Here is an 18,833-nt window from a genome sequence, read left to right as displayed (position 1 = left end):
GAGACTCGCCATGTGAACGGTCACATTGAGAGACCGAGATCGTGGAGCACCTCCCGCCTCGACGAAGGAGTCTCCCAGTGCCGAACACCGCCGCCCAAGCGACGCACGATCTGATGTGCGCGAGCGGCCGGGCCGGGAACGTCGCCGAGGCGGTGACCGCGTGAGCACCTACGGACCGCAGGTCGAGGTGGCGATCGCGCGGGTTCGTGCGGATGTGGCGAAGCTGCATGCGGAGTTGACGCGGTATGGGCTGGTGGTGTGGACGGGTGGGAACGTCTCGGGTCGGGTGCCGGGGGCGGACTTGTTCGTGATCAAGCCGTCGGGGGTCTCGTATGACGAGTTGGCGCCGGAGAACATGATCCTGTGCGACCTGGACGGGGTGGTGATCGAGGGCACGCCGGGTGCTGATCGGAGCCCGTCGAGTGATACCGCGGCGCATGCGTACGTGTATCGGAACATGCCGGAGGTGGGCGGTGTGGTGCATACGCATTCGACGTTCGCGACGGCGTGGGCGGCGCGGGGTGAGGAGATCCCGTGCGTGATCACGGCGATGGCGGATGAGTTCGGTGGGCCGATCCCGGTGGGTCCGTTCGCGATCATCGGTGACGATTCGATCGGGCGGGGGATCGTGGAGACGTTGTCGGGGCACCGCAGTCGTGCGGTGCTGATGCGCAATCATGGTCCGTTCACGATCGGGTCGAGCGCGAAGGACGCGGTGAAGGCGGCGGTGATGGTCGAGGATGTCGCCCGGACGGTGCACCTGGCTCGTGAGGCCGGCCCGTTGGTGCCGATCCCGCAGGACGCCATCGACCGCCTCTACGACCGATACCAGAACGTCTACGGACAGGCGAGCGACGCCCGCCGAAGCGGCACCGCGGGCAAGCCCGCCGGTCGCCGCCCCAAGACCACGGGAAAGGCGCCCGACGGCGCCTCCCCGAAGACCCCAGGGCAGGCGCCCGACGCCCGCCGGAAGGTCGCCGACCGACGATGAACCATCGCTCGGTCACCGAAGACTTGCGCACCCCGCCCCCACGGGCCCCGCGCGAGGGGAGACGGCTGGCATGGACGCGGCCGACTCCGACTGTCACCAAGACAACGACGTCCATGACGGACACAGTGAAAGGACACACCGTGAAGAACACGAAGAAGGTGCTTCTCGCCACGCTCGCGGCCGGTTCCATGCTCGCGCTTGCCGCGTGCTCGGGCGGCAGCGGTGGCGGTGGCGAGGGCGGCGGCGACGGCGGCCTCATCGGCGTCGCGATGCCCACGAAGAGCTCGGAGCGCTGGATCCAGGACGGCGACGCCGTCAAGGAGCAGCTCGAGGAGCAGGGCTTCACCGTCGACCTCCAGTACGCGGAGGACGACATCCCCACCCAGGTCTCGCAGATCGAGAACATGATCACCAAGGGCGCCGAGGCGCTCATCATCGCCTCGATCGACGGCACGACGCTGTCGCAGGTGCTCCAGGACGCCGCTGACGCGGACATCCCGGTCATCGCCTACGACCGCCTCATCCGCGACTCGGAGAACGTCGACTACTACGCGTCGTTCGACAACTACATCGTCGGCGTGCAGCAGGCGACCTCGCTCCTGAACGGCCTCGGCCTGACCGACCTCGAGGGCGCGCCCGCCGCGGACGCCCCCGCCGGTCCGTTCAACATCGAGCTGTTCGCCGGTTCGCCCGACGACAACAACGCCACGTTCTTCTGGAACGGCGCGATCGACACGCTCCAGCCGTACATCGACGAGGGCACCCTCGTGGTGAAGTCGGGCCAGACCGACTTCGAGCAGGCCGCCATCCTCCGTTGGGACGGCGAGGTCGCGCAGGAGCGCATGGAGAACATCCTGACCTCGACGTACTCCGACGGCTCGACGGTCAACGCGGTGCTGTCGCCCTACGACGGCCTGTCGCGCGGCATCATCTCGGCGCTCACCGACGCGGGCTACTCCGTGGGCGAGGGCTGGCCGATCATCTCCGGCCAGGACGCCGAGCTCGACTCGGTCAAGGCGATCAACTCGGGCGAGCAGTACGCGACCATCTTCAAGGACACGCGTGAGCTCGCGACCGTGGCGGTCGACATGGCCTCGGCCATTCTGAACGGCGAGGAGCCCGAGGTGAACAACACCGAGGACTACGACAACGGCGTGAAGGTCGTGCCGTCCTACCTCCTCGAGTCGGCCATCGTCGTCAAGGACAACATCACGGAGATCCTCGTCGACAGCGGCTACTGGACCGAAGAGGAAATCAACGGCTAGTCACCACCGGTGAAACGCCGGCCGGATGGCGGTCAACCCCGCGTGTCGGGGCCCGAGCGGGAGTACTCTCGCCTCAGGTCCCGACCGCGGAGGCATCCGTCATCCGGCCGGCCCCACCCGGCAATGAAGCAGGAGCAAGGATGACCACCAACATTCTCGAGATGCGCGGCATCACCAAGACGTTCCCCGGCGTGAAGGCCCTGTCGAACGTCACCATCGGGGTCGAGCGCGGCGAGGTGCACGCCATCTGCGGCGAGAACGGCGCCGGCAAGTCGACCCTCATGAAGGTGCTGTCGGGTGTGTACCCGCACGGCACCTACGACGGCGACATCGTCTTCGAGAACGAGACGGTGGAGTTCAGGGACCTCACGGACAGCGAGGCCAAGGGCATCGTCATCATCCACCAGGAGCTCGCGCTGAGTCCCTACCTGTCGATCGCCGAGAACATCTTCCTCAACAACGAGCTGAAGGGCCGCGGCGGCCTGATCGACTGGAACAAGACGAACTTCGAGGCGTCGAAGCTCCTCGCCCGCGTCGGCCTGCGCGAGAACCCCACGACGAAGATCATGGACATCGGCGTCGGCAAGCAGCAGCTCGTCGAGATCGCGAAGGCGCTCTCGAAGGAGGTCAAGCTCCTCATCCTCGACGAGCCCACCGCCGCGCTCAACGACGAGGACTCGGATCACCTGCTCGACCTGATCCTGCACCTGAAGGGGCAGGGCATCACGTCGATCATCATCAGCCACAAGCTGAACGAGATCAAGAAGGTCGCCGACTCGGTCACGGTCATCCGCGACGGCAAGACGATCGAGACGATCGCCAAGCAGGATGTCACGGAAGACCGCATCATCAAGGACATGGTCGGCCGCGACCTCGAGCACCGTTACCCCGACCACACGCCGCACATCGGCGAGGAGCTGCTGCGCGTCGAGGACTGGACCGCGCACCATCCGCAGGACACGTCGCGCGTGATGGTCGACAACGTGAACCTCCACGTGCGCGCCGGAGAGATCGTCGGCATCGCGGGCCTGATGGGCGCCGGGCGCACCGAGTTCGCCATGAGCCTGTTCGGCCAGAGCTACGGATCGAAGATCACCGGCAAGGTGTTCCTCCGCGGCAAGGAGATCAAGACCCGCACGGTCGCCGAGGCGATCGACCAGGGCATCGCCTACGCCACCGAGGACCGCAAGACGTACGGGCTCAACCTCATCGAGGACATCAAGCGCAACATCTCGATGGCATCGCTGAAGAAGCTCGAGAAGTACGGCCTCGTGCACGACAACGAGGAGTACGCGGTCGCGAACGAGTACCGCAAGTCGATGAACATCAAGGCGCCGAGCGTCCTGGTGAAGACCGGCAAGCTCTCGGGCGGCAACCAGCAGAAGGTAGTGCTGTCGAAGTGGATCTACTCCGATCCCGACGTGCTGATCCTCGACGAGCCGACGCGCGGCATCGACGTCGGCGCGAAGTACGAGATCTACACGATCATCAACCGCCTGGCCGCCGCCGGGAAGGGCATCATCGTGATCTCGTCGGAGCTGCCCGAGCTCCTCGGCATCTGCGATCGCGTCTATGCGCTCTCGGAGGGTCGCATCACGGGTGAGCTCCCCGTCGAGGAGGCCACCCCCGAGGCGATGCTCAAGCTCATGACCATGGAAAAGCCCCGCTAGCCGGCGCTGGCGGATACACCAGGAGACACCATGTCGAATCCGACCCCCACCACATCCGAGGAAACCCAGCTCCCCGGCGGCAACGTCAACCCCGTCGAGAACAAGTTCACCGACCGGCTGAGCCACGTGCTCGCCGACCTCGGCAAGAACGGCATCTTCATCGCGCTCGTCGCGGTGGTCGTGCTCTTCTCGATCCTCACCAACGGCATCCTGCTTCGCCCGCAGAACATCTCGAACCTCGTCGTGCAGAACGGGTACATCCTCGTGCTCGCGATCGGCATGGTGATGGTCATCATCGCCGGCCACATCGACCTGTCGGTCGGTTCCGTCGCAGCCTTCGTCGGCGCCTGTTCCGGCGTGTTCGCCGTGCAATGGGGCCTGCCCTGGTGGCTCTCGGTCATCCTCTCGCTCGGCATCGGCGCGCTCGTGGGCGTGTGGCAGGGCTTCTGGATCGCCTTCGTCGGCATTCCAGCCTTCATCGTGACCTTGGCGGGCATGCTCATCTTCCGAGGGCTCGCCCTGGTCGTGCTCGGCAACGCGAACATCGGCTCGTTCCCGGCTGAGTACCGCGCACTGGGCAACGGCTTCCTCACGGACGTGTTCGGCGAGTTCGAGCTCGATCCCCTCACGCTCGGCGTCGGCGCGCTGGCGATCATCGCCATCATCGTGCAGCAGGTGCGCACCCGTCGCGGACGCCAGAAGTACGGCCAGGACGTCGAGCCCATGGCGTGGTTCATCACGAAGCTCGTGCTCGTCTCTGCGGCGATCGGCTTCTTCGCCTACTCGCTCGCCGGGTACAAGGGCATCCCGATCACGCTGATCCTCCTCGCGGTGCTCGTGCTGGTGTACGGCATCGTGATGAACCGCACGGTCTTCGGCCGGCACATCTACGCGATCGGCGGCAACCGCCACGCCGCGGAGCTGTCGGGCATCAAGACCCGCCGGGTCGACTTCTGGCTGTTCGTCAACATGGGCACCCTCGCGGCGCTCGCCGGCCTCATCTTCACGGCGCGACTGAACCTCGCCGGGCCGAAGGCCGGTGACGGCTTCGAGCTCGAGGCGATCTCGGCGGCGTTCATCGGCGGCGCGGCGGTGCAGGGCGGCGTCGGCACGATCGGCGGCGCCATCATCGGTGGCCTGATCATCGGCGTGCTGAACAACGGCATGTCGATCCTCGGCATCGGCATCGAGTGGCAGCAGGTCGTCAAGGGCCTGGTGCTGCTGCTCGCGGTCGCCTTCGACGTGTACAACCGGCGTCGCTCCGGCAACTGACACGTGGTCTCAGGAGGGGGCGGATGCCGCGGCATCCGCCCCCTTCGTCGTGCGCGGCGGATTCGCCGGCAGCCGCACCTTCGTCGCGCACGCCGGCTGCGGCGGCATCCGCCCTTGCGTGCGCAGCGGATGCGCGTCTGCAGTCGCGTTCCGCCATGCACCGGACACCGTCGACCGTCGCTTGATCCCCTGCGTCGTTAGCGCTAACATCGTGTTCCGTTAGCGCTAACGAACCGCCCCACGACGAAGGAGTCCGCGTGCCCGACCAGGTGCAGGTTGCGATCGGCAGCGAGCTCGACGAGTTCGCCGACTTCGTCAGGGGCATGTCGTCGCCCGAGGACGGGGCCGAGGTCGCCGAGCGGATGGACCGCTGGTTCGGGGCCTTCGATCGGGTGCGGGCATGAGCGGCGCGGTGCGGTTCGCGCCCGACGCCGAGGCGATGATCGCGCGGGTGCGTGCGGATGTGGCGAAGCTGCATGCGGAGTTGACGCGGTATGGGCTGGTGGTGTGGACGGGTGGGAACGTCTCGGGTCGGGTGCCGGGGGCGGACTTGTTCGTGATCAAGCCGTCGGGGGTCTCGTATGACGAGTTGGCGCCGGAGAACATGATCCTGTGCGACCTGGACGGGGTGGTGATCGAGGGCACGCCGGGTGCTGATCGGAGCCCGTCGAGTGATACCGCGGCGCATGCGTACGTGTATCGGAACATGCCGGAGGTGGGCGGTGTGGTGCATACGCATTCGACGTTCGCGACGGCGTGGGCGGCGCGGGGTGAGGAGATCCCGTGCGTGATCACGGCGATGGCGGATGAGTTCGGTGGGCCGATCCCGGTGGGTCCGTTCGCGATCATCGGTGACGATTCGATCGGGCGGGGGATCGTGGAGACGTTGTCGGGGCACCGCAGTCGTGCGGTGCTGATGCGCAATCATGGTCCGTTCACGATCGGGTCGAGCGCGAAGGACGCGGTGAAGGCGGCGGTGATGGTCGAGGATGTCGCCCGGACGGTGCACCTGGCTCGTGAGGCCGGCCCGTTGGTGCCGATCCCGCAGGACGCCATCGATCGCCTCTACGACCGATACCAGAACGTCTACGGACAGAGCGGAGATGCACGCCGATGAGCGAGTCCACGAACCCGCAGGCCCGGGCCGATGCGCGAACGGCGATCCTCGAGGGACGCACGTCGCTCGGCATCGAACTCGGGTCGACCCGCATCAAGGCCTGCCTGGTCGGCGAGGATCCGACCGAGGTGCTCGCCGTCGGCAGCCACGAGTGGGAGAACCGCTTCGTCGACCGCGTCTGGACCTATTCGCTGGAGGACGTCTGGTCGGGACTCCGGGCGGCGTACGCCGATCTCGTCGCCGACGTGCGGCGGCGCTACGACGCGGAGCCGGAGACCTTCGGCGCGATCGGGGTGTCCGCGATGATGCACGGCTACCTCGCCTTCGACGCGGACGACGAGCTGCTCGTGCCCTTCCGGACGTGGCGCAACACGTCGACCGGGGTCGCCGCCGCCGAGCTGAGCGAGCAGTTCGGCCTCAACATCCCGCTGCGATGGTCGATCGCCCACCTGCACCAGGCGATCCTCGACGAGGAGCCCCACGTCGCGCGGATCGCCTTCGTCACCACGCTCGCCGGCTACGTGCACTGGCGGCTCACGGGACGCAAGGCGATCGGCGTGGGCGACGCCTCGGGGATGTTCCCGATCGACTCCTCGACGGGCGACTACGACGCACGGCTGATCGAGGTGTTCGACGGCCTTGTCGCAGACCGTGCGCCCGGACTGCACGTCGCCGAGCTGCTGCCCGAGGTGCTCTCGGCAGGGCGACGGGCCGGCGAGCTGACCGCCGAGGGCGCCGCCCTCCTCGACCCCTCGGGCGCGCTCCGGCCCGGCGCCGCGCTGTGCCCGCCCGAGGGCGACGCCGGCACTGGCATGGTCGCGACGTGCTCGGTCGCGCCGCGCACCGGCAACGTCAGCGCGGGCACGAGCATCTTCGCAATGGTGGTGCTGGAGCGGCCGCTCGGGCACGCCCACCACGAGCTCGACCTCGTCACCACGCCGGCGGGCGACCCCGTGGCGATGGTGCACTGCAACAACGGCGCGAGCGAATTGGCGGCGTGGGTCGGCGTGTTCGCGCAGTTCGCCGCCGCCACCGGCCGGCCCGTCGAGGCCGACGCCGTGTTCGAGGTGCTCTTCCGCGAGGCGCTCGAGGGCGAAGCGGATGCCGGCGGCCTGCTGGCCTACAACCACCTGGCGGGGGAGCCGATCGCCGGCCTCGCCGAGGGCCGGCCGATGGTGGTCCGCACCCCTGACAGCCGGCTCACGCTCGCGAACCTCATGCGCGCGCAGTTGTACGGCGTGTACGGCACCCTGGCGCTCGGCATGCGGGTGCTCGCCGGCGAGGGCGTCGAACTCGACCGGATGTTCGCCCACGGTGGCATCTTCCGCACCGCCGGCGTCGCCCAGCGCCTGCTGGCCGGCGCCCTCGACGCCCCGGTCGCGGTCGGCGAGACCGCGTCGGAGGGTGGCGCGTGGGGGATCGCGGTGCTCGCGTCGTACCTCTCCGCCGCCGGTGAGCTCGACCTCGGCACGTACCTGAGCGAGCGCGTGTTCGCGGATGCCGCGTTCGACACCGTCGACCCCGACCCCGAGGACGTCGCCGGGTTCGCCGCATTCCTCGACCGCTATCGCGCGGGCCTGTCCGCCGAGGCCGCCGCCGTCGAAGCGCTGTGACCCAGCGCGCCTCCGATTCACCGAACATCGCACCAGGGAGACACACATGACCCGCACGCCCCTCACCACCTCGCTCGACGGGTACGAGGTCTGGTTCCTGACCGGGAGCCAGCACCTCTACGGTCCCGAGACGCTCGAGCAGGTGGCCGACCAGTCGCGACAGGTCGCCGAGACGCTCGACGCGGCATCCGGCGTGCCCGTGAAGGTCGTGTGGAAGCCGGTGCTCACCGACTCCGAGGCGATCCGCCGCACCGCCCTCGAGGCCAACGCGGCCGACCACGTGATCGGCCTCGTCGCGTGGATGCACACGTTCAGCCCCGCCAAGATGTGGATCGCGGGCCTCGACGCGCTGCAGAAGCCGCTCGCGCACCTGCACACGCAGGCGAATGTCGAACTGCCGTGGGGCGAGATCGACTTCGACTTCATGAACCTCAACCAGGCCGCGCACGGTGACCGCGAGTTCGGCTATATCCAGACCCGCCTCGGCGTGCCTCGCAAGACGATCGTCGGCCACGCGTCCGACCCGCGCGTGCAGGCGGAGTTCGGCACGTGGCAGCGCGCCGCGGCCGGACTCGCGGCATCCCGCAGCATGAAGCTCGCCCGCTTCGGCGACAACATGCGCTACGTCGCGGTCACCGAGGGCGACAAGACGGAGGCCGAGCTGCGCTTCGGCGTGCAGGTCAACACGTGGGGCGTCAACGAGCTCGCCGACGCGGTCGCCGCGGCAGCCGAGTCCGACGTCGACGCGCTCGTCGCCGAGTACGAGGAGCTCTACGAGGTCGTGCCCGAGCTGCGCACGGGCGGCGACCGGCACCAGTCGCTGCGCGACGGCGCTGCGATCGAGCTCGGCCTGCGCTCGTTCCTCGAGGAGGGCGGCTTCGGCGCCTTCACCACGTCGTTCGAGGACCTCGGCGCCCTGAAGCAGCTGCCGGGCCTCGCGGTGCAGCGCCTCATGGCGGAGGGCTACGGCTTCGGCGCCGAGGGCGACTGGAAGACCGCCGTGCTCGTGCGCATCGCCAACGTCATGGGCGCCGGGCTTCCCGGCGGCGCCTCCCTCATGGAGGACTACACGTACGACCTCACGCCCGGCGACGAGCTCATCCTCGGCGCGCACATGCTCGAGGTCTCGCCGTCGCTCACCACGACGAAGCCGACCCTCGAGATCCACCCGCTCGGCATCGGCGGCAAGGAGGACCCGGTGCGCCTCGTGTTCACGGCCGATCCCGGCCCAGCCGTCGTGGTCGCGATGAGCGACATGCGCGACCGGTTCCGCCTCACGGCGAACGTCGTCGAGAACGTCGAGCTGCGGCATCCGCTGCCCAAGCTCCCCGTCGGCCGGGCCGTCTGGAAGCCGGCGCCCGACTTCCGGACGAGTGCCGCCGCCTGGCTCACCGCGGGTGCCGCGCACCACACCGTGATGTCGACCGCAGTCGGCGTCGACGTGTTCCGCGACTTCGCCGAGATGGCGAACGTCGAGCTGCTGGTGATCGACGAGCAGACGACCCTGCCCGGCTTCCAGCACGAGGTGCGCTGGAACCAGGCGTACTACCGGCTGGCGCAGGGGTTCTGAGCGAGGACGGCGTGAGCGACACGGATGCCCCGGACCTGCCGGTCGAGCCGGTCGAGCCGGCGGCGGCATCCGGGGTGCCGACGATGTTCGACGTCGCCCGTCGGGCGGGCGTCTCGCACCAGACGGTGTCGCGCGTGCTCAACGACCTCACGGGCGTCGCGGCATCGACCCGGCTGCGCGTGGAGCAGGCCATCGCCGAGCTCTCGTACACCCCGTCGCCCGCCGCCCGCGCCATGGCGAAGCGGCGCTCGGGATCGATCGGGCTGATCCAGGCGGGGCGACCCGACTACGGCCCCTCGAACGCGGCGCTCGGCTTCAACGAGGCGGCGCACGAGGCCGGCTACACCGTGACGCAGGCGAGCATGCGCTCGCTCGACGGCGAGGTGCTGCGGCAGGCCGTGCACCGGCTCGCGCTGCAGCGCGTCGAGGCGATCGTGCTCATCTCGGGCGAGCGCGAGGGCGTGGGCGTGCTCACGGGCATCGACGCGGGCGTGCCGCTCATCGTGGTCGCGTCGGAGCCGACGCCGGGCCTGCACCGGGTGTCGATGGACCAGTACGGGGGGGCCAGGATCGCGACCGAGCACCTCGTCGGGCTGGGGCACCGCGAGATCCGCCACGTCGCGGGTCCGGTCGACTCGATGGATGCCTCCGAGCGCCACCGGGGCTGGGCGGATGCCATGCGGACGCACGGGCTCGAGGTGCATGCCCCGATCGTCGGCGACTGGCTCGCGGCATCCGGTGATGCGGCCGGACGCGAGGTGCTCGCGGAGGGCACGGCGACCGCGGTGTTCGTCGCGAACGACCAGATGTCGCTCGGGCTCCTGCACGCCTGCCACGACGCTGGCGTGCGCGTGCCCGACGACCTCAGCGTCATCGGCTTCGACGACATCCCCGAGGCGGCCTACTTCACGCCCGCCCTCACGACGGTGCGGCAGGACTTCGAGTCGCTCGGCCGCGACATCATGGCCACGGTGCTCGACGTGCTACGCGATGAGCCGGATGCCCCCGACCGCACGTCGCGCGTGCCCGAGCTCGTCGTGCGGGGCAGCACGGCGGCGCCGACGCGCTGAGGCGCGGGTCGCCGCCGTATCCGCCGCGGCATCCGCTCGTCAGCTCACTCGGCAGCCTGCGCCGAGTAGTCGGGCAGTTCCTGCAGGGTCCAGCGGTTGCCGTCGGGATCCTTCAGCGTGACGAAGCGGCCCCACTCCTGCTCGTCGACGCCGTCCGCCTCCACGCCCTTGGCGCGGAGCTCGGCCAGCGCCGCGTCGGCGTCGGGGATCACCACCTGGATCACGTCGAGCGTGCCGGGCTCGAGCGTGGCGCCGAGGCCCTCGCCGATGGCGATCGAGCACGCTGAACCGGGCGGGGTCAGCTGCACGAAGCGCAGCCCCTCGTACACGGTGCGATCGTGGTCGGCGTTGAAGCCGAGCTTGTTCACGTAGAAGTCCTTCGCGCGGTCGACGTCGCTGACGGGCACGTGGATGAGTTCGATCTTCCAGTCCATGGGTTCGCTCCTCGTAGGGTGTTCGGCACGATCCGTCCCATCGAATCGTCCTCCTCCGAGGCTAGGCAACGATGCGGTCAGTTCTTGTCCGCTTGGTCGATCGAGCTCTCACGTGACGGCGCCATCGTGCGATGGAAGGATGGAGCGCATGGCACTGCACATCACCGGAGACACCGCGGCCGACGAGCTGCTCAGCACCGACGCGTTCGCCCTGCTCACCGGCATGCTGCTCGACCAGCAGGTGGCGATGGAGACGGCGTTCGCCGGGCCGATGAAGATCAGGGAGCGCGCCGGCTCGATCGAGCCCCAGGTCGTGGCGGCCTACGATCCCGAGCGCTTCGTCGAGCTGTTCAAGCAGACCCCGGCGGTGCACCGCTATCCCGGCTCGATGGCCGCCCGCGTGCAGGCGCTCGCCCAGGCGATCGTCGACGACTGGAGGGGAGACGCCGCCGCGATCTGGACGCAGGGCGACCCCGACGGCGCCGAGGTGCTGCGGCGCCTCAAGGCGCTGCCCGGCTTCGGCGACCAGAAGGCGCGGATCTTCCTCGCCCTGCTCGGCAAGCGGCTGGGGATCGAGGCGCCCGGATGGCGGGAGGTCACCGGTGCGTACGGCGAGGACGGGAGCCATCGCTCGGTGGCCGACATCGTCGACCCCGAATCGCTCGCCAAGGTGCGCGCGACGAAGCAGGCGGCCAAGGCGGCGGCGAAGGCGTCGAAGTAGGGGTCGCCTGCGCGGGCGAGCCCGCCGTCTCGCTTCGGCTGCGGCGTTTCGCAGTCGCAACGATCGCCCTGTGGCGTCACCCCGCCCCGCCCCGCCCTGACCTGCGCCGCGCCGGCTCGCAGCCTCGCCGTCTCGCACCCCCTGCCGTCTCGCAGCCTCGCGGTCTTGCACTCCGACCGTCTCACACGCCTGCGCCGTCACCGCGCCGCACCGGCCTGCGGGCGGCCGGCCGCCGAGCCCGGGGTCGAGTGCGGCGGTCGCTGCCCTCCGCGGATGCGTTCGCTCCGCGATCCGAAGTACCGAAGTACCGGACATTCGCGGGCGGGACATCTTTCCCGGCTGACGGAGCGTGTCGCGACCGCATTGCGTCGCGTATTGCCCAGCCGATGGCGTGGCACCGTCGCAGGAACCTCCGCGATCGAAGTCTCGAAGTCGCGATGTGGCGAAGTCGCAAAGTCGCAGAGTCGCGAAGGGGCAGTGCCGACGTGCCGAAGTGCCGAAGTGGCGAAGTGCCGAAGCTCGAAGTGCCGAAGTGCCAAAGTGCCGAAGTGCCGAAGTAGCGAGGTGCCGGACCAACGCCGTATCTATTTCCTCTCGGCTGACGGATGCCGCCGCCCGCCGCCCGCCGCCTACCTCCGTCTGCTGCTCGCCTCGGTGTCTGCCGCGTCCCGTCTGCTGCTCGCCGCCGGCTTCCACGCGCGCTCCGGCCTGCTGCTCGCCGCTCGCCGCAGGCTGCTGTCGCCGCCAGCCGCCGCGTGTGCGGCGTCGTTTGAGCGCTCACAATCTGAGCCGACGCAGGCTGTCGATCCACTGCGCAGCCTGTCGCGGACAGCACCCCGATGCCCTCCCATGGGCGCGGAGGCTCATGAATTCAGGGCAGGCGACCGCGTTACGCATCCGTTATGAAAGTTGTACTTGTGAGCGCTAACAAGTGAGCGCTAACATTCGAGGGCGGCCAGGACGGACTGGCCGCCCGGCGCACCAGGAAACGCAGCAGCGCGACGCCGCCGGCACCACTGAACAAGGAGGTTCACGCTGATGAAGAAGCTCATGGGAATCGCCGCAGCGGGCGCGATGCTCGTTGCGCTGGCCGGCTGCGCTGGCGGCGGGGGTGCCGCATCGGAGGGCCCCAAGGCCCTCGACGAACTCGTCGTGGGGTTCGCGCAGGTCGGTGCCGAGTCGGGCTGGCGCACCGCCAACACTAAGGACATCCAGGCGGCGTTCGAAGAGGCGGGCATCGAGCTCAAGTTCTCCGACGCGCAGCAGAAGCAGGAGAACCAGATCAAGGCGATCCGGTCGTACATCCAGCAGGGCGTCGACTACATCGCCTTCTCGCCCGTCGTCGAGACCGGCTGGGACGCCGTGCTCAACGAGGCCAAGGCCGCCGGCATCCCCGTGGTGCTGACGGACCGCGCCGTCGACAGCAAGGACACTTCGCTGTACGTCTCGTTCCTCGGCTCCGACTTCATCGAGGAGGGCAAGAAGGCCGGCCTCTGGGTGCTCGACCAGTACAAGGACAGCACCGAGAAGGTCAACATCGTGCAGCTCGAGGGCACGACGGGCGCCGCGCCGGCGATCGACCGCGCCGAGGGCTTCGCCGACGTGATCCGCCAGAACCCGAACCTCGAGGTCATCGAGAGCCAGACCGGCGACTTCACGCGTGCCGGCGGCAAGCAGGTCATGGAGGCGATGCTGAAGTCCAACCCCGACATCGACCTCGTGTACGCGCACAACGACGACATGGGCCTCGGCGCGATCGAGGCGATCGAGGCGGCGGGCCTCAAGCCCGGCGAGGACATCAAGATCGTCACGGTCGACGCCGTCAAGGACGGCATGCAGGCCCTCGCCGACGGCAAGATCAACTTCATCGTGGAGTGCTCGCCGCTGCTCGGCAACCAGCTCGTCGACATCATCAAGACCCTGAACGAGGGCGGCACGGTGGAGCCGCGCATCATCACCGAGGAGACGACGTTCGACCAGGAGCAGGCGATCGAGGCGCTGCCCGACCGCCAGTACTGAGTTCCGAGCGAGCGGATGCCGCGGCATCCGCTCGCTCACGCTCGGCGGGTGTGCGGACGTCCATGTCGCACACCCGCCGTGCCCTACTCTCGACCCACGGCATCGCATCGAGCCGATGCCTCCACAACCTCGATGGAGAGACTCGTGACCCAGGCATCCGTCGCCGTGCCGGTCATCGAGATGCGCGGCATCTCGATCACCTTCCCCGGCGTGAAGGCGCTCGACGGCGTCGACTTCCGCATGTTCCCCGGCGAGGTGCATTCGCTCATGGGCGAGAACGGCGCGGGCAAGTCCACGCTCATCAAGGCGCTCACGGGCGTCTACGGCATCGACGCCGGCACCATCACCCTCGCCGGCGAGCAGGTCTCGTTCAGCGGTCCCGCCCAGGCGCAGGCGTCGGGCATCTCGACCGTGTACCAGGAGGTCAACCTCCTGCCGAACCTGTCGGTGGCCGAGAACATCATGCTCGGACGCGAGCCGCGCCGCTTCGGCTCGATCGACTGGCGCGCCATGCGCCGCCGTTCCACCGAGCTGCTCGCGGGCCTCAACCTCGACCTCGACCCGGGATCCCTCCTCGGCGACCACTCGCTCGCGGTGCAGCAGCTCGTGGCGATCGCCCGCGCGATCGACGTGCAGGCGAAGGTGCTCATCCTCGACGAGCCCACCTCGAGCCTCGACGCCGACGAGGTTGCCGAGCTCTTCCGGGTCATCCGCTCGCTGAAGGAGCAGGGGGTCGCGATCCTCTTCGTCTCGCACTTCCTCGACCAGGTGTACGAGATCTGCGACCGCCTCACCGTGCTGCGCAACGGCAAGCTCGTGGGGGAGTACCTCGTCGAGGAGCTGCTGCGCATCGACCTCGTGCAGAAGATGATCGGCAAGGAACTCACCGCACTCGACGACCTCGAGCAGCGCGCCCGATCGGTGGTGGTCGACGAGTCGGATGCCGCGACCTTCGTGCAGGCGACGAAGCTCGGCCGCCGCGGCGCGGTGCATCCGGCCGACCTGCCGATCGCCGCGGGCGAGGTCGTGGGCCTGGCGGGCCTCCTCGGTTCCGGCCGCACGGAGTTCGCGCGCCTCCTCGGCGGCATCGACCGCGCCGACACGGGAGAGCTCGTCATCCGCGGCAAGGCCACGAAGCTCCGCACCCCGCGCCAGGCGATCTCGCACCGCATCGCGTTCTCGTCGGAGAACCGGCGTGACGAGGGCGTCGTCGGCGACCTCACCGTGCGCGACAACATCGTGCTCGCGCTGCAGGCCGACCGCGGGTGGTTCCGCCCCATCCCCGCCAAGCGCCGCGACGAGCTCACACAGAGCTACATCCAGGCGCTCAACATCCGTCCCGGCAATCCCGACGCCCTCGTGCGCAACCTCTCGGGCGGCAACCAGCAGAAGGTGCTGCTCGCGCGCTGGCTCGCCATCGCACCCCGGCTCCTCATCCTCGACGAGCCCACCCGCGGCATCGACATCGGCGCCAAGGCCGAGATCCAGAAGCTCGTCTTCAACCTCGCCGAGAACGGCATGAGCGTGCTGTTCATCTCGGCCGAGCTCGAGGAGGTGCTGCGGCTGAGTCACCGGATCGTGGTGCTCCGCGACCGCCACGTCGTCGCCGACCTCGAGAACGAGGGGCTCACCGTCGACTCGCTGCTCGCGCTCATCGCCGAGGGCTCGAACGACGACGACGATCCGGATGCCTCGGTCGCCGTCGCGGTCGGGGCGCTCGGCGCGAACGATCCCGTCGCGGCATCCGACCCCGACCCGACCACCACCGACTCCACAGGAGGAAGCCGATGAGCGCCCTGCTCGCCCGGCTCGTCGCGAACCGGCTGTTCTGGCCGATCGTGATGCTGCTCGTGCTCTTCACGATCAACCTGGTCGCGTTCCCCGGCTTCTTCGCCGTGACGCTGCGCGACGGGCACCTGTTCGGCAGCCTGATCGACATCCTGCGCAACGGCGCTCCGACGCTCATCATCGCGGTGGGCATGACGCTCGTGATCGCCACCCGGGGCATCGACCTCTCGGTCGGCGCCGTCGCCGCCATCTCCGGAGCGGTCGCGTGCTCGATCATCCTCGGGTCGCCCGAACCCGCGAACCCGGCGACGGTCGCCGTGGCCGTGACGGTCGCGCTGCTCATCTCGCTCGTGCTCGGCATGTGGAACGGATTCCTCGTGGCGGTGCTCGGCATCCAGCCGATCATCGCGACGCTCATCCTCATGACAGCGGGCCGGGGCGTCGCGATGCTCATCACGGAGGGGCAGATCCTCACCGTGAACAGCCCGCCGTTCAAGGCCCTGGGCTCGGGGTTCTGGTTCGGCGTCCCGATCGCCGTGATCATCGCCGCCGTGGTGTTCGGCGTCGCGGCGCTCGTCACGCGGCGCACGGCGCTCGGCATGTTCATCGAGTCGGTCGGTATCAACCCCGAGGCGAGCCGCCAGGCCGGGGTTCGGGCGAGGGGGCTGCTCTTCGTCGTCTACACGTTCAGCGCGTTCTGCGCCGCGATCGCCGGCCTCATCCTCACGGCGAACACGGCCGCGGCCGACGCCAACAACACGGGCCTGTTCATCGAGCTCGACGCGATCCTCGCGGTGGTGATCGGCGGCACGTCGCTCGCCGGCGGACGGTACTCGCTCGTGGGCACGCTCGTCGGTGCACTCGTCATCCAGACGCTCGTCACGACGGTGTACACGGTCGGCATCCCGCCGATCGCCACGATGGTGTTCAAGGCGGCGGTCGTGACGATCGTCTGCCTGCTCCAATCGCCGACCACCAACGAGGCGCTGAGCGGCTTCCGACGACGACTCGCCCTGCGAGCCGGCAAGGGGGTGGCGGCATCATGACCAAGCTCCTCGACGCTCCCGAGCGTCCCGTGCGCACCGGAGGCCCGGCCGGCCCGACCCCTCGCGTGAGTGTGGCGCGGCGCATCCGGAACCTGCTGACCAGCCCGAAGTACGGCCCGGTCACCGTGACGGCGGTGCTCTTCGTCGTGATCTTCATCGTCGGCGGCGTGCGCTATCGCGGCTTCTTCTCGGGCCAGGTGTTCCTCAACCTGCTCGTCGACAACTCCTACCTCATCGTGCTCGCCGTGGGCATGACCTTCGTGATCCTGACGGGCGGCATCGACCTGTCGGTGGGTGCGGTCGTGGCCCTCAGCGGCATGATCGCCGCGAGCCTGCTGCAGACCGGCTGGTCGCCCGCGGTGGTGATCCCGCTCATCCTCGTGCTCACGAGCGTGCTCGGGCTGCTCGTCGGCCTGATGATCCACATCTTCAAGGTGCAGCCGTTCATCGCCACCCTGGCGGCGATGTTCCTCGCGCGCGGGCTCTGCTACGTGATCAGCCAGAGCTCGATCTCCATCACCGACGAGACCTTCGTGCAGCTGGCCGTCACCCGCATCCCGCTCGGCGGCAACCTCTCGATCACCCCGAGCGTCATCATCGCCGTGGTCGTCGTGGCGATCGCCGTCTGGGTGCTCCACGCCACCCGGTTCGGTCGCACGGTGTACGCGATCGGCGGCGGCGAGCAGAGCGGCCTCCTCATGGGCCTGCCCGTGGCGCGCACCAAGGTGCTCGTGTACGTGATCAGCGGGTTCTGCTCCGGTCTCGCCGGCGTGCTGTTCACCTTCTACACGCTGTCGGGGTATCCGCTGACCGCGATCGGCACCGAGCTCGACGCCATCGCCGCGGTCGTCATCGGCGGCACGCTCCTCACGGGCGGCTACGGATTCGTGCTGGGATCCGTGCTCGGCGTGCTCGTGCTCGGCGTGATCCAGACGATCATCACCTTCGAGGGCACGCTCTCGTCGTGGTGGACGAAGATCTTCATCGGCGCCCTGCTCCTGGTCTTCATCATCCTGCAGAAGGTGCTGACGGCCAGGCGGCGCTGAGCCGCTTCCGCTCCGCGGCGCGGAGGACGCCCGGGCCCCGTGCCCGGGCAGGATAATCGACGTAACGAGTGCGCCCGAGGGCGCGGGGCAGGAGCGCAGCGCGAGTGAGCGACCGGGACGACAAGGCGCGCGTCGCGACGATCTTCGACGTCGCGCGGCTCGCCGGCGTGTCGCACCAGACGGTCTCGAGGGTGCTCAACGACCTGCCCAACGTTCGGCCGGCGACGCGGGCCCGGGTGGAGCAGGCGATCAAGCAGCTGCGGTACGTGCCGTCGCCGGCGGCCCGCGCGCTGGTGACGCGTCGCACGCGTACGCTCGGCCTAATCGTCACGGGTGCCCCCGACTACGGCCCGTCGAGCACGGCGCTGCACTTCAACGAGGCCGCGCGCGACGCGCGCTACTCGGTGATCACCGCGAGCATGCTCGAGACGGATGCCCCGAGCATGCGCTCGGCCGCCGAGCTGCTCGTGCGCCAGAACGTCGAGGCGATCGTGCTCATCGCCGCCCAGCGCGCCGCGCTCGACGCGCTCGATGGCGTCGAGCTCGGCGTGCCGATCATCGCCGTGGCCTCGGAGGATCGCGGGGGCATGCACCGCGTCTGGCTCGACCAGTACGCGGGTGCCCGGCTCGCGGTCGACCACCTCATCGCCCTCGGCCATCGGGAGATCCGGCACGTGGCTGGCCCGGCGAATGCGATGGATGCCGCGGAGCGCGTGCGCGGCTGGTCGGCTGCGCTCGGCGAGCACGGGCTGCCGGCCCGTGAGCCGCTCGTCGGCGACTGGTCGCCAGGCAGCGGGTACGAGCACGGACGCGCACTCGCCGCCGACCGCGAGATGACCGCGATCTTCGTCTCGAACGACCAGATGTCGCTCGGGGTCATGCATGCGCTCGCCGAGGCCGGTCTCTCGGTGCCCGGCGACGTCAGTGTCGTCGGGTTCGACGACATCCCAGAGGCGGCGTTCTTCGCCCCGCCGCTCACGACCGTGCGCCAGGACTTCGACGCGCTCGGCCGGGACGCCATGGCCGGGGTGCTCGCCGTGCTCGGCGACGACGACCGGCTGATGCCGCCGCCGAGCGTGCCCGACCTCGTCGTGCGCACCAGCACGGCGGCGCCGACGCGGGATCGGGTCGCCGTCACCTCCTGACGGTCGTCCCTCGCCGCGCGACTCCCCGCCACGGTCTCGCGGGAATCCAGCTGCGCCGCGGGAGTC

15 protein-coding genes and 1 pseudogene are annotated in these 18,833 nt (G+C 69.2%); 15 read left to right on the top strand and 1 reads right to left on the bottom strand.

Annotated features, from left to right (window positions below):
* Positions 1-160 precede the first annotated feature (160 nt).
* The 9 genes and pseudogenes from EV187_RS04320 to EV187_RS04285 all read left to right on the top strand — a co-directional run.
* Positions 161-865, top strand: a pseudogene (locus EV187_RS04320) (L-ribulose-5-phosphate 4-epimerase); the annotation flags it as partial.
* Between the two features lie 314 nt (positions 866-1,179).
* A complete protein-coding gene (gene chvE, locus EV187_RS04315; protein WP_207221766.1) occupies positions 1,180-2,256 on the top strand; it encodes a multiple monosaccharide ABC transporter substrate-binding protein in 1,077 nt (358 codons plus the stop codon).
* A gap of 140 nt (positions 2,257-2,396) precedes the next feature.
* Complete coding sequence (mmsA, locus tag EV187_RS04310) at positions 2,397-3,926, top strand: multiple monosaccharide ABC transporter ATP-binding protein (RefSeq protein ID WP_130351752.1); 1,530 nt, start codon at positions 2,397-2,399, stop codon at positions 3,924-3,926.
* A 30-nt stretch (positions 3,927-3,956) separates the two neighbouring features.
* A complete protein-coding gene (gene mmsB / locus EV187_RS04305) occupies positions 3,957-5,198 on the top strand; it encodes a multiple monosaccharide ABC transporter permease (protein ID WP_130351751.1) in 1,242 nt (413 codons plus the stop codon).
* 257 nt (positions 5,199-5,455) lie between these two features.
* A complete protein-coding gene (locus EV187_RS18305; RefSeq protein WP_165391104.1) occupies positions 5,456-5,602 on the top strand; it encodes a hypothetical protein in 147 nt (48 codons plus the stop codon).
* A gap of 35 nt (positions 5,603-5,637) precedes the next feature.
* A complete protein-coding gene (locus tag EV187_RS04300) occupies positions 5,638-6,315 on the top strand; it encodes an L-ribulose-5-phosphate 4-epimerase (RefSeq protein WP_423190866.1) in 678 nt (225 codons plus the stop codon).
* Positions 6,312-7,928 (top strand): xylulokinase, encoded by a 1,617-nt coding sequence (locus EV187_RS04295; RefSeq protein WP_130351749.1) that lies wholly within the window; start codon positions 6,312-6,314, stop codon positions 7,926-7,928. Before EV187_RS04300 ends, EV187_RS04295 begins: the two co-directional genes overlap by 4 nt.
* Positions 7,929-7,974: 46 nt before the next feature.
* The gene (araA, locus tag EV187_RS04290; protein WP_130351748.1) at positions 7,975-9,498 is read left to right on the top strand and encodes an L-arabinose isomerase; all 1,524 of its coding nucleotides are present in this window, start codon (positions 7,975-7,977) and stop codon (positions 9,496-9,498) included.
* 11 nt (positions 9,499-9,509) lie between these two features.
* Positions 9,510-10,568: a LacI family DNA-binding transcriptional regulator gene (locus tag EV187_RS04285; protein WP_207221730.1), complete on the top strand. Its 1,059-nt coding sequence runs from the start codon at positions 9,510-9,512 to the stop codon at positions 10,566-10,568.
* A 44-nt stretch (positions 10,569-10,612) separates the two neighbouring features.
* Here the strand turns inward: EV187_RS04285 and EV187_RS04280 are convergent, their stop codons facing one another.
* Positions 10,613-11,002, bottom strand: a complete 390-nt coding sequence (locus EV187_RS04280) for a VOC family protein (RefSeq protein WP_130351747.1) — start codon at positions 11,000-11,002, stop codon at positions 10,613-10,615.
* 139 nt (positions 11,003-11,141) lie between these two features.
* Between EV187_RS04280 and EV187_RS04275 the strand changes: the two genes are divergently transcribed.
* The 6 genes from EV187_RS04275 to EV187_RS04245 all read left to right on the top strand — a co-directional run bounded on the left by EV187_RS04275 (position 11,142) and on the right by EV187_RS04245 (position 18,767).
* Positions 11,142-11,723 (top strand): HhH-GPD-type base excision DNA repair protein, encoded by a 582-nt coding sequence (locus EV187_RS04275; RefSeq protein WP_130351746.1) that lies wholly within the window; start codon positions 11,142-11,144, stop codon positions 11,721-11,723.
* Positions 11,724-12,761: 1,038 nt separating this feature from the next.
* On the top strand, positions 12,762-13,742 hold the full coding sequence (locus EV187_RS04265; protein WP_207221729.1) for an ABC transporter substrate-binding protein: 981 nt from the start codon (positions 12,762-12,764) through the stop codon (positions 13,740-13,742).
* A 132-nt stretch (positions 13,743-13,874) separates the two neighbouring features.
* Positions 13,875-15,533, top strand: a complete 1,659-nt coding sequence (locus EV187_RS04260; protein WP_130351744.1) for a sugar ABC transporter ATP-binding protein — start codon at positions 13,875-13,877, stop codon at positions 15,531-15,533.
* Positions 15,530-16,576, top strand: coding sequence for an ABC transporter permease (locus tag EV187_RS04255; RefSeq protein ID WP_130351743.1), 1,047 nt, complete (start codon positions 15,530-15,532; stop codon positions 16,574-16,576). The genes EV187_RS04260 and EV187_RS04255 overlap by 4 nt, the downstream gene beginning before the upstream one ends.
* On the top strand, positions 16,573-17,622 hold the full coding sequence (gene yjfF, locus EV187_RS04250) for a galactofuranose ABC transporter, permease protein YjfF (RefSeq protein ID WP_130351742.1): 1,050 nt from the start codon (positions 16,573-16,575) through the stop codon (positions 17,620-17,622). Before EV187_RS04255 ends, yjfF begins: the two co-directional genes overlap by 4 nt.
* A gap of 104 nt (positions 17,623-17,726) precedes the next feature.
* Complete coding sequence (locus EV187_RS04245) at positions 17,727-18,767, top strand: LacI family DNA-binding transcriptional regulator (protein WP_130351741.1); 1,041 nt, start codon at positions 17,727-17,729, stop codon at positions 18,765-18,767.
* Positions 18,768-18,833: the final 66 nt, after the last annotated feature.

The organism is Agromyces ramosus, from assembly GCF_004216665.1.
GTDB classification, from domain to species: domain Bacteria; phylum Actinomycetota; class Actinomycetes; order Actinomycetales; family Microbacteriaceae; genus Agromyces; species Agromyces ramosus.
Note: the sequence above shows the minus strand (reverse complement) of the source record. Positions and strands in the feature narration are given on the sequence as shown.

What these genes read in the sequence shown, in the direction of transcription:
- chvE (WP_207221766.1), top strand. Translation starts at nt 1,180, where the DNA reads ATGCTCGCGCTTGCCGCGTGCTCGGGCGGCAGCGGTGGCGGTGGCGAG.
- mmsA (WP_130351752.1), top strand. Translation starts at nt 2,397, where the DNA reads ATGACCACCAACATTCTCGAGATGCGCGGCATCACCAAGACGTTCCCC.
- mmsB (WP_130351751.1), top strand. Translation starts at nt 3,957, where the DNA reads ATGTCGAATCCGACCCCCACCACATCCGAGGAAACCCAGCTCCCCGGC.
- EV187_RS04300 (WP_423190866.1), top strand. Translation starts at nt 5,638, where the DNA reads ATGATCGCGCGGGTGCGTGCGGATGTGGCGAAGCTGCATGCGGAGTTG.
- EV187_RS04295 (WP_130351749.1), top strand. Translation starts at nt 6,312, where the DNA reads ATGAGCGAGTCCACGAACCCGCAGGCCCGGGCCGATGCGCGAACGGCG.
- araA (WP_130351748.1), top strand. Translation starts at nt 7,975, where the DNA reads ATGACCCGCACGCCCCTCACCACCTCGCTCGACGGGTACGAGGTCTGG.
- EV187_RS04280 (WP_130351747.1), bottom strand. Translation starts at nt 11,002, where the DNA reads ATGGACTGGAAGATCGAACTCATCCACGTGCCCGTCAGCGACGTCGAC.
- EV187_RS04275 (WP_130351746.1), top strand. Translation starts at nt 11,142, where the DNA reads ATGGAGCGCATGGCACTGCACATCACCGGAGACACCGCGGCCGACGAG.
- EV187_RS04265 (WP_207221729.1), top strand. Translation starts at nt 12,762, where the DNA reads ATGAAGAAGCTCATGGGAATCGCCGCAGCGGGCGCGATGCTCGTTGCG.
- EV187_RS04260 (WP_130351744.1), top strand. Translation starts at nt 13,875, where the DNA reads ATGGAGAGACTCGTGACCCAGGCATCCGTCGCCGTGCCGGTCATCGAG.
- EV187_RS04255 (WP_130351743.1), top strand. Translation starts at nt 15,530, where the DNA reads ATGAGCGCCCTGCTCGCCCGGCTCGTCGCGAACCGGCTGTTCTGGCCG.
- yjfF (WP_130351742.1), top strand. Translation starts at nt 16,573, where the DNA reads ATGACCAAGCTCCTCGACGCTCCCGAGCGTCCCGTGCGCACCGGAGGC.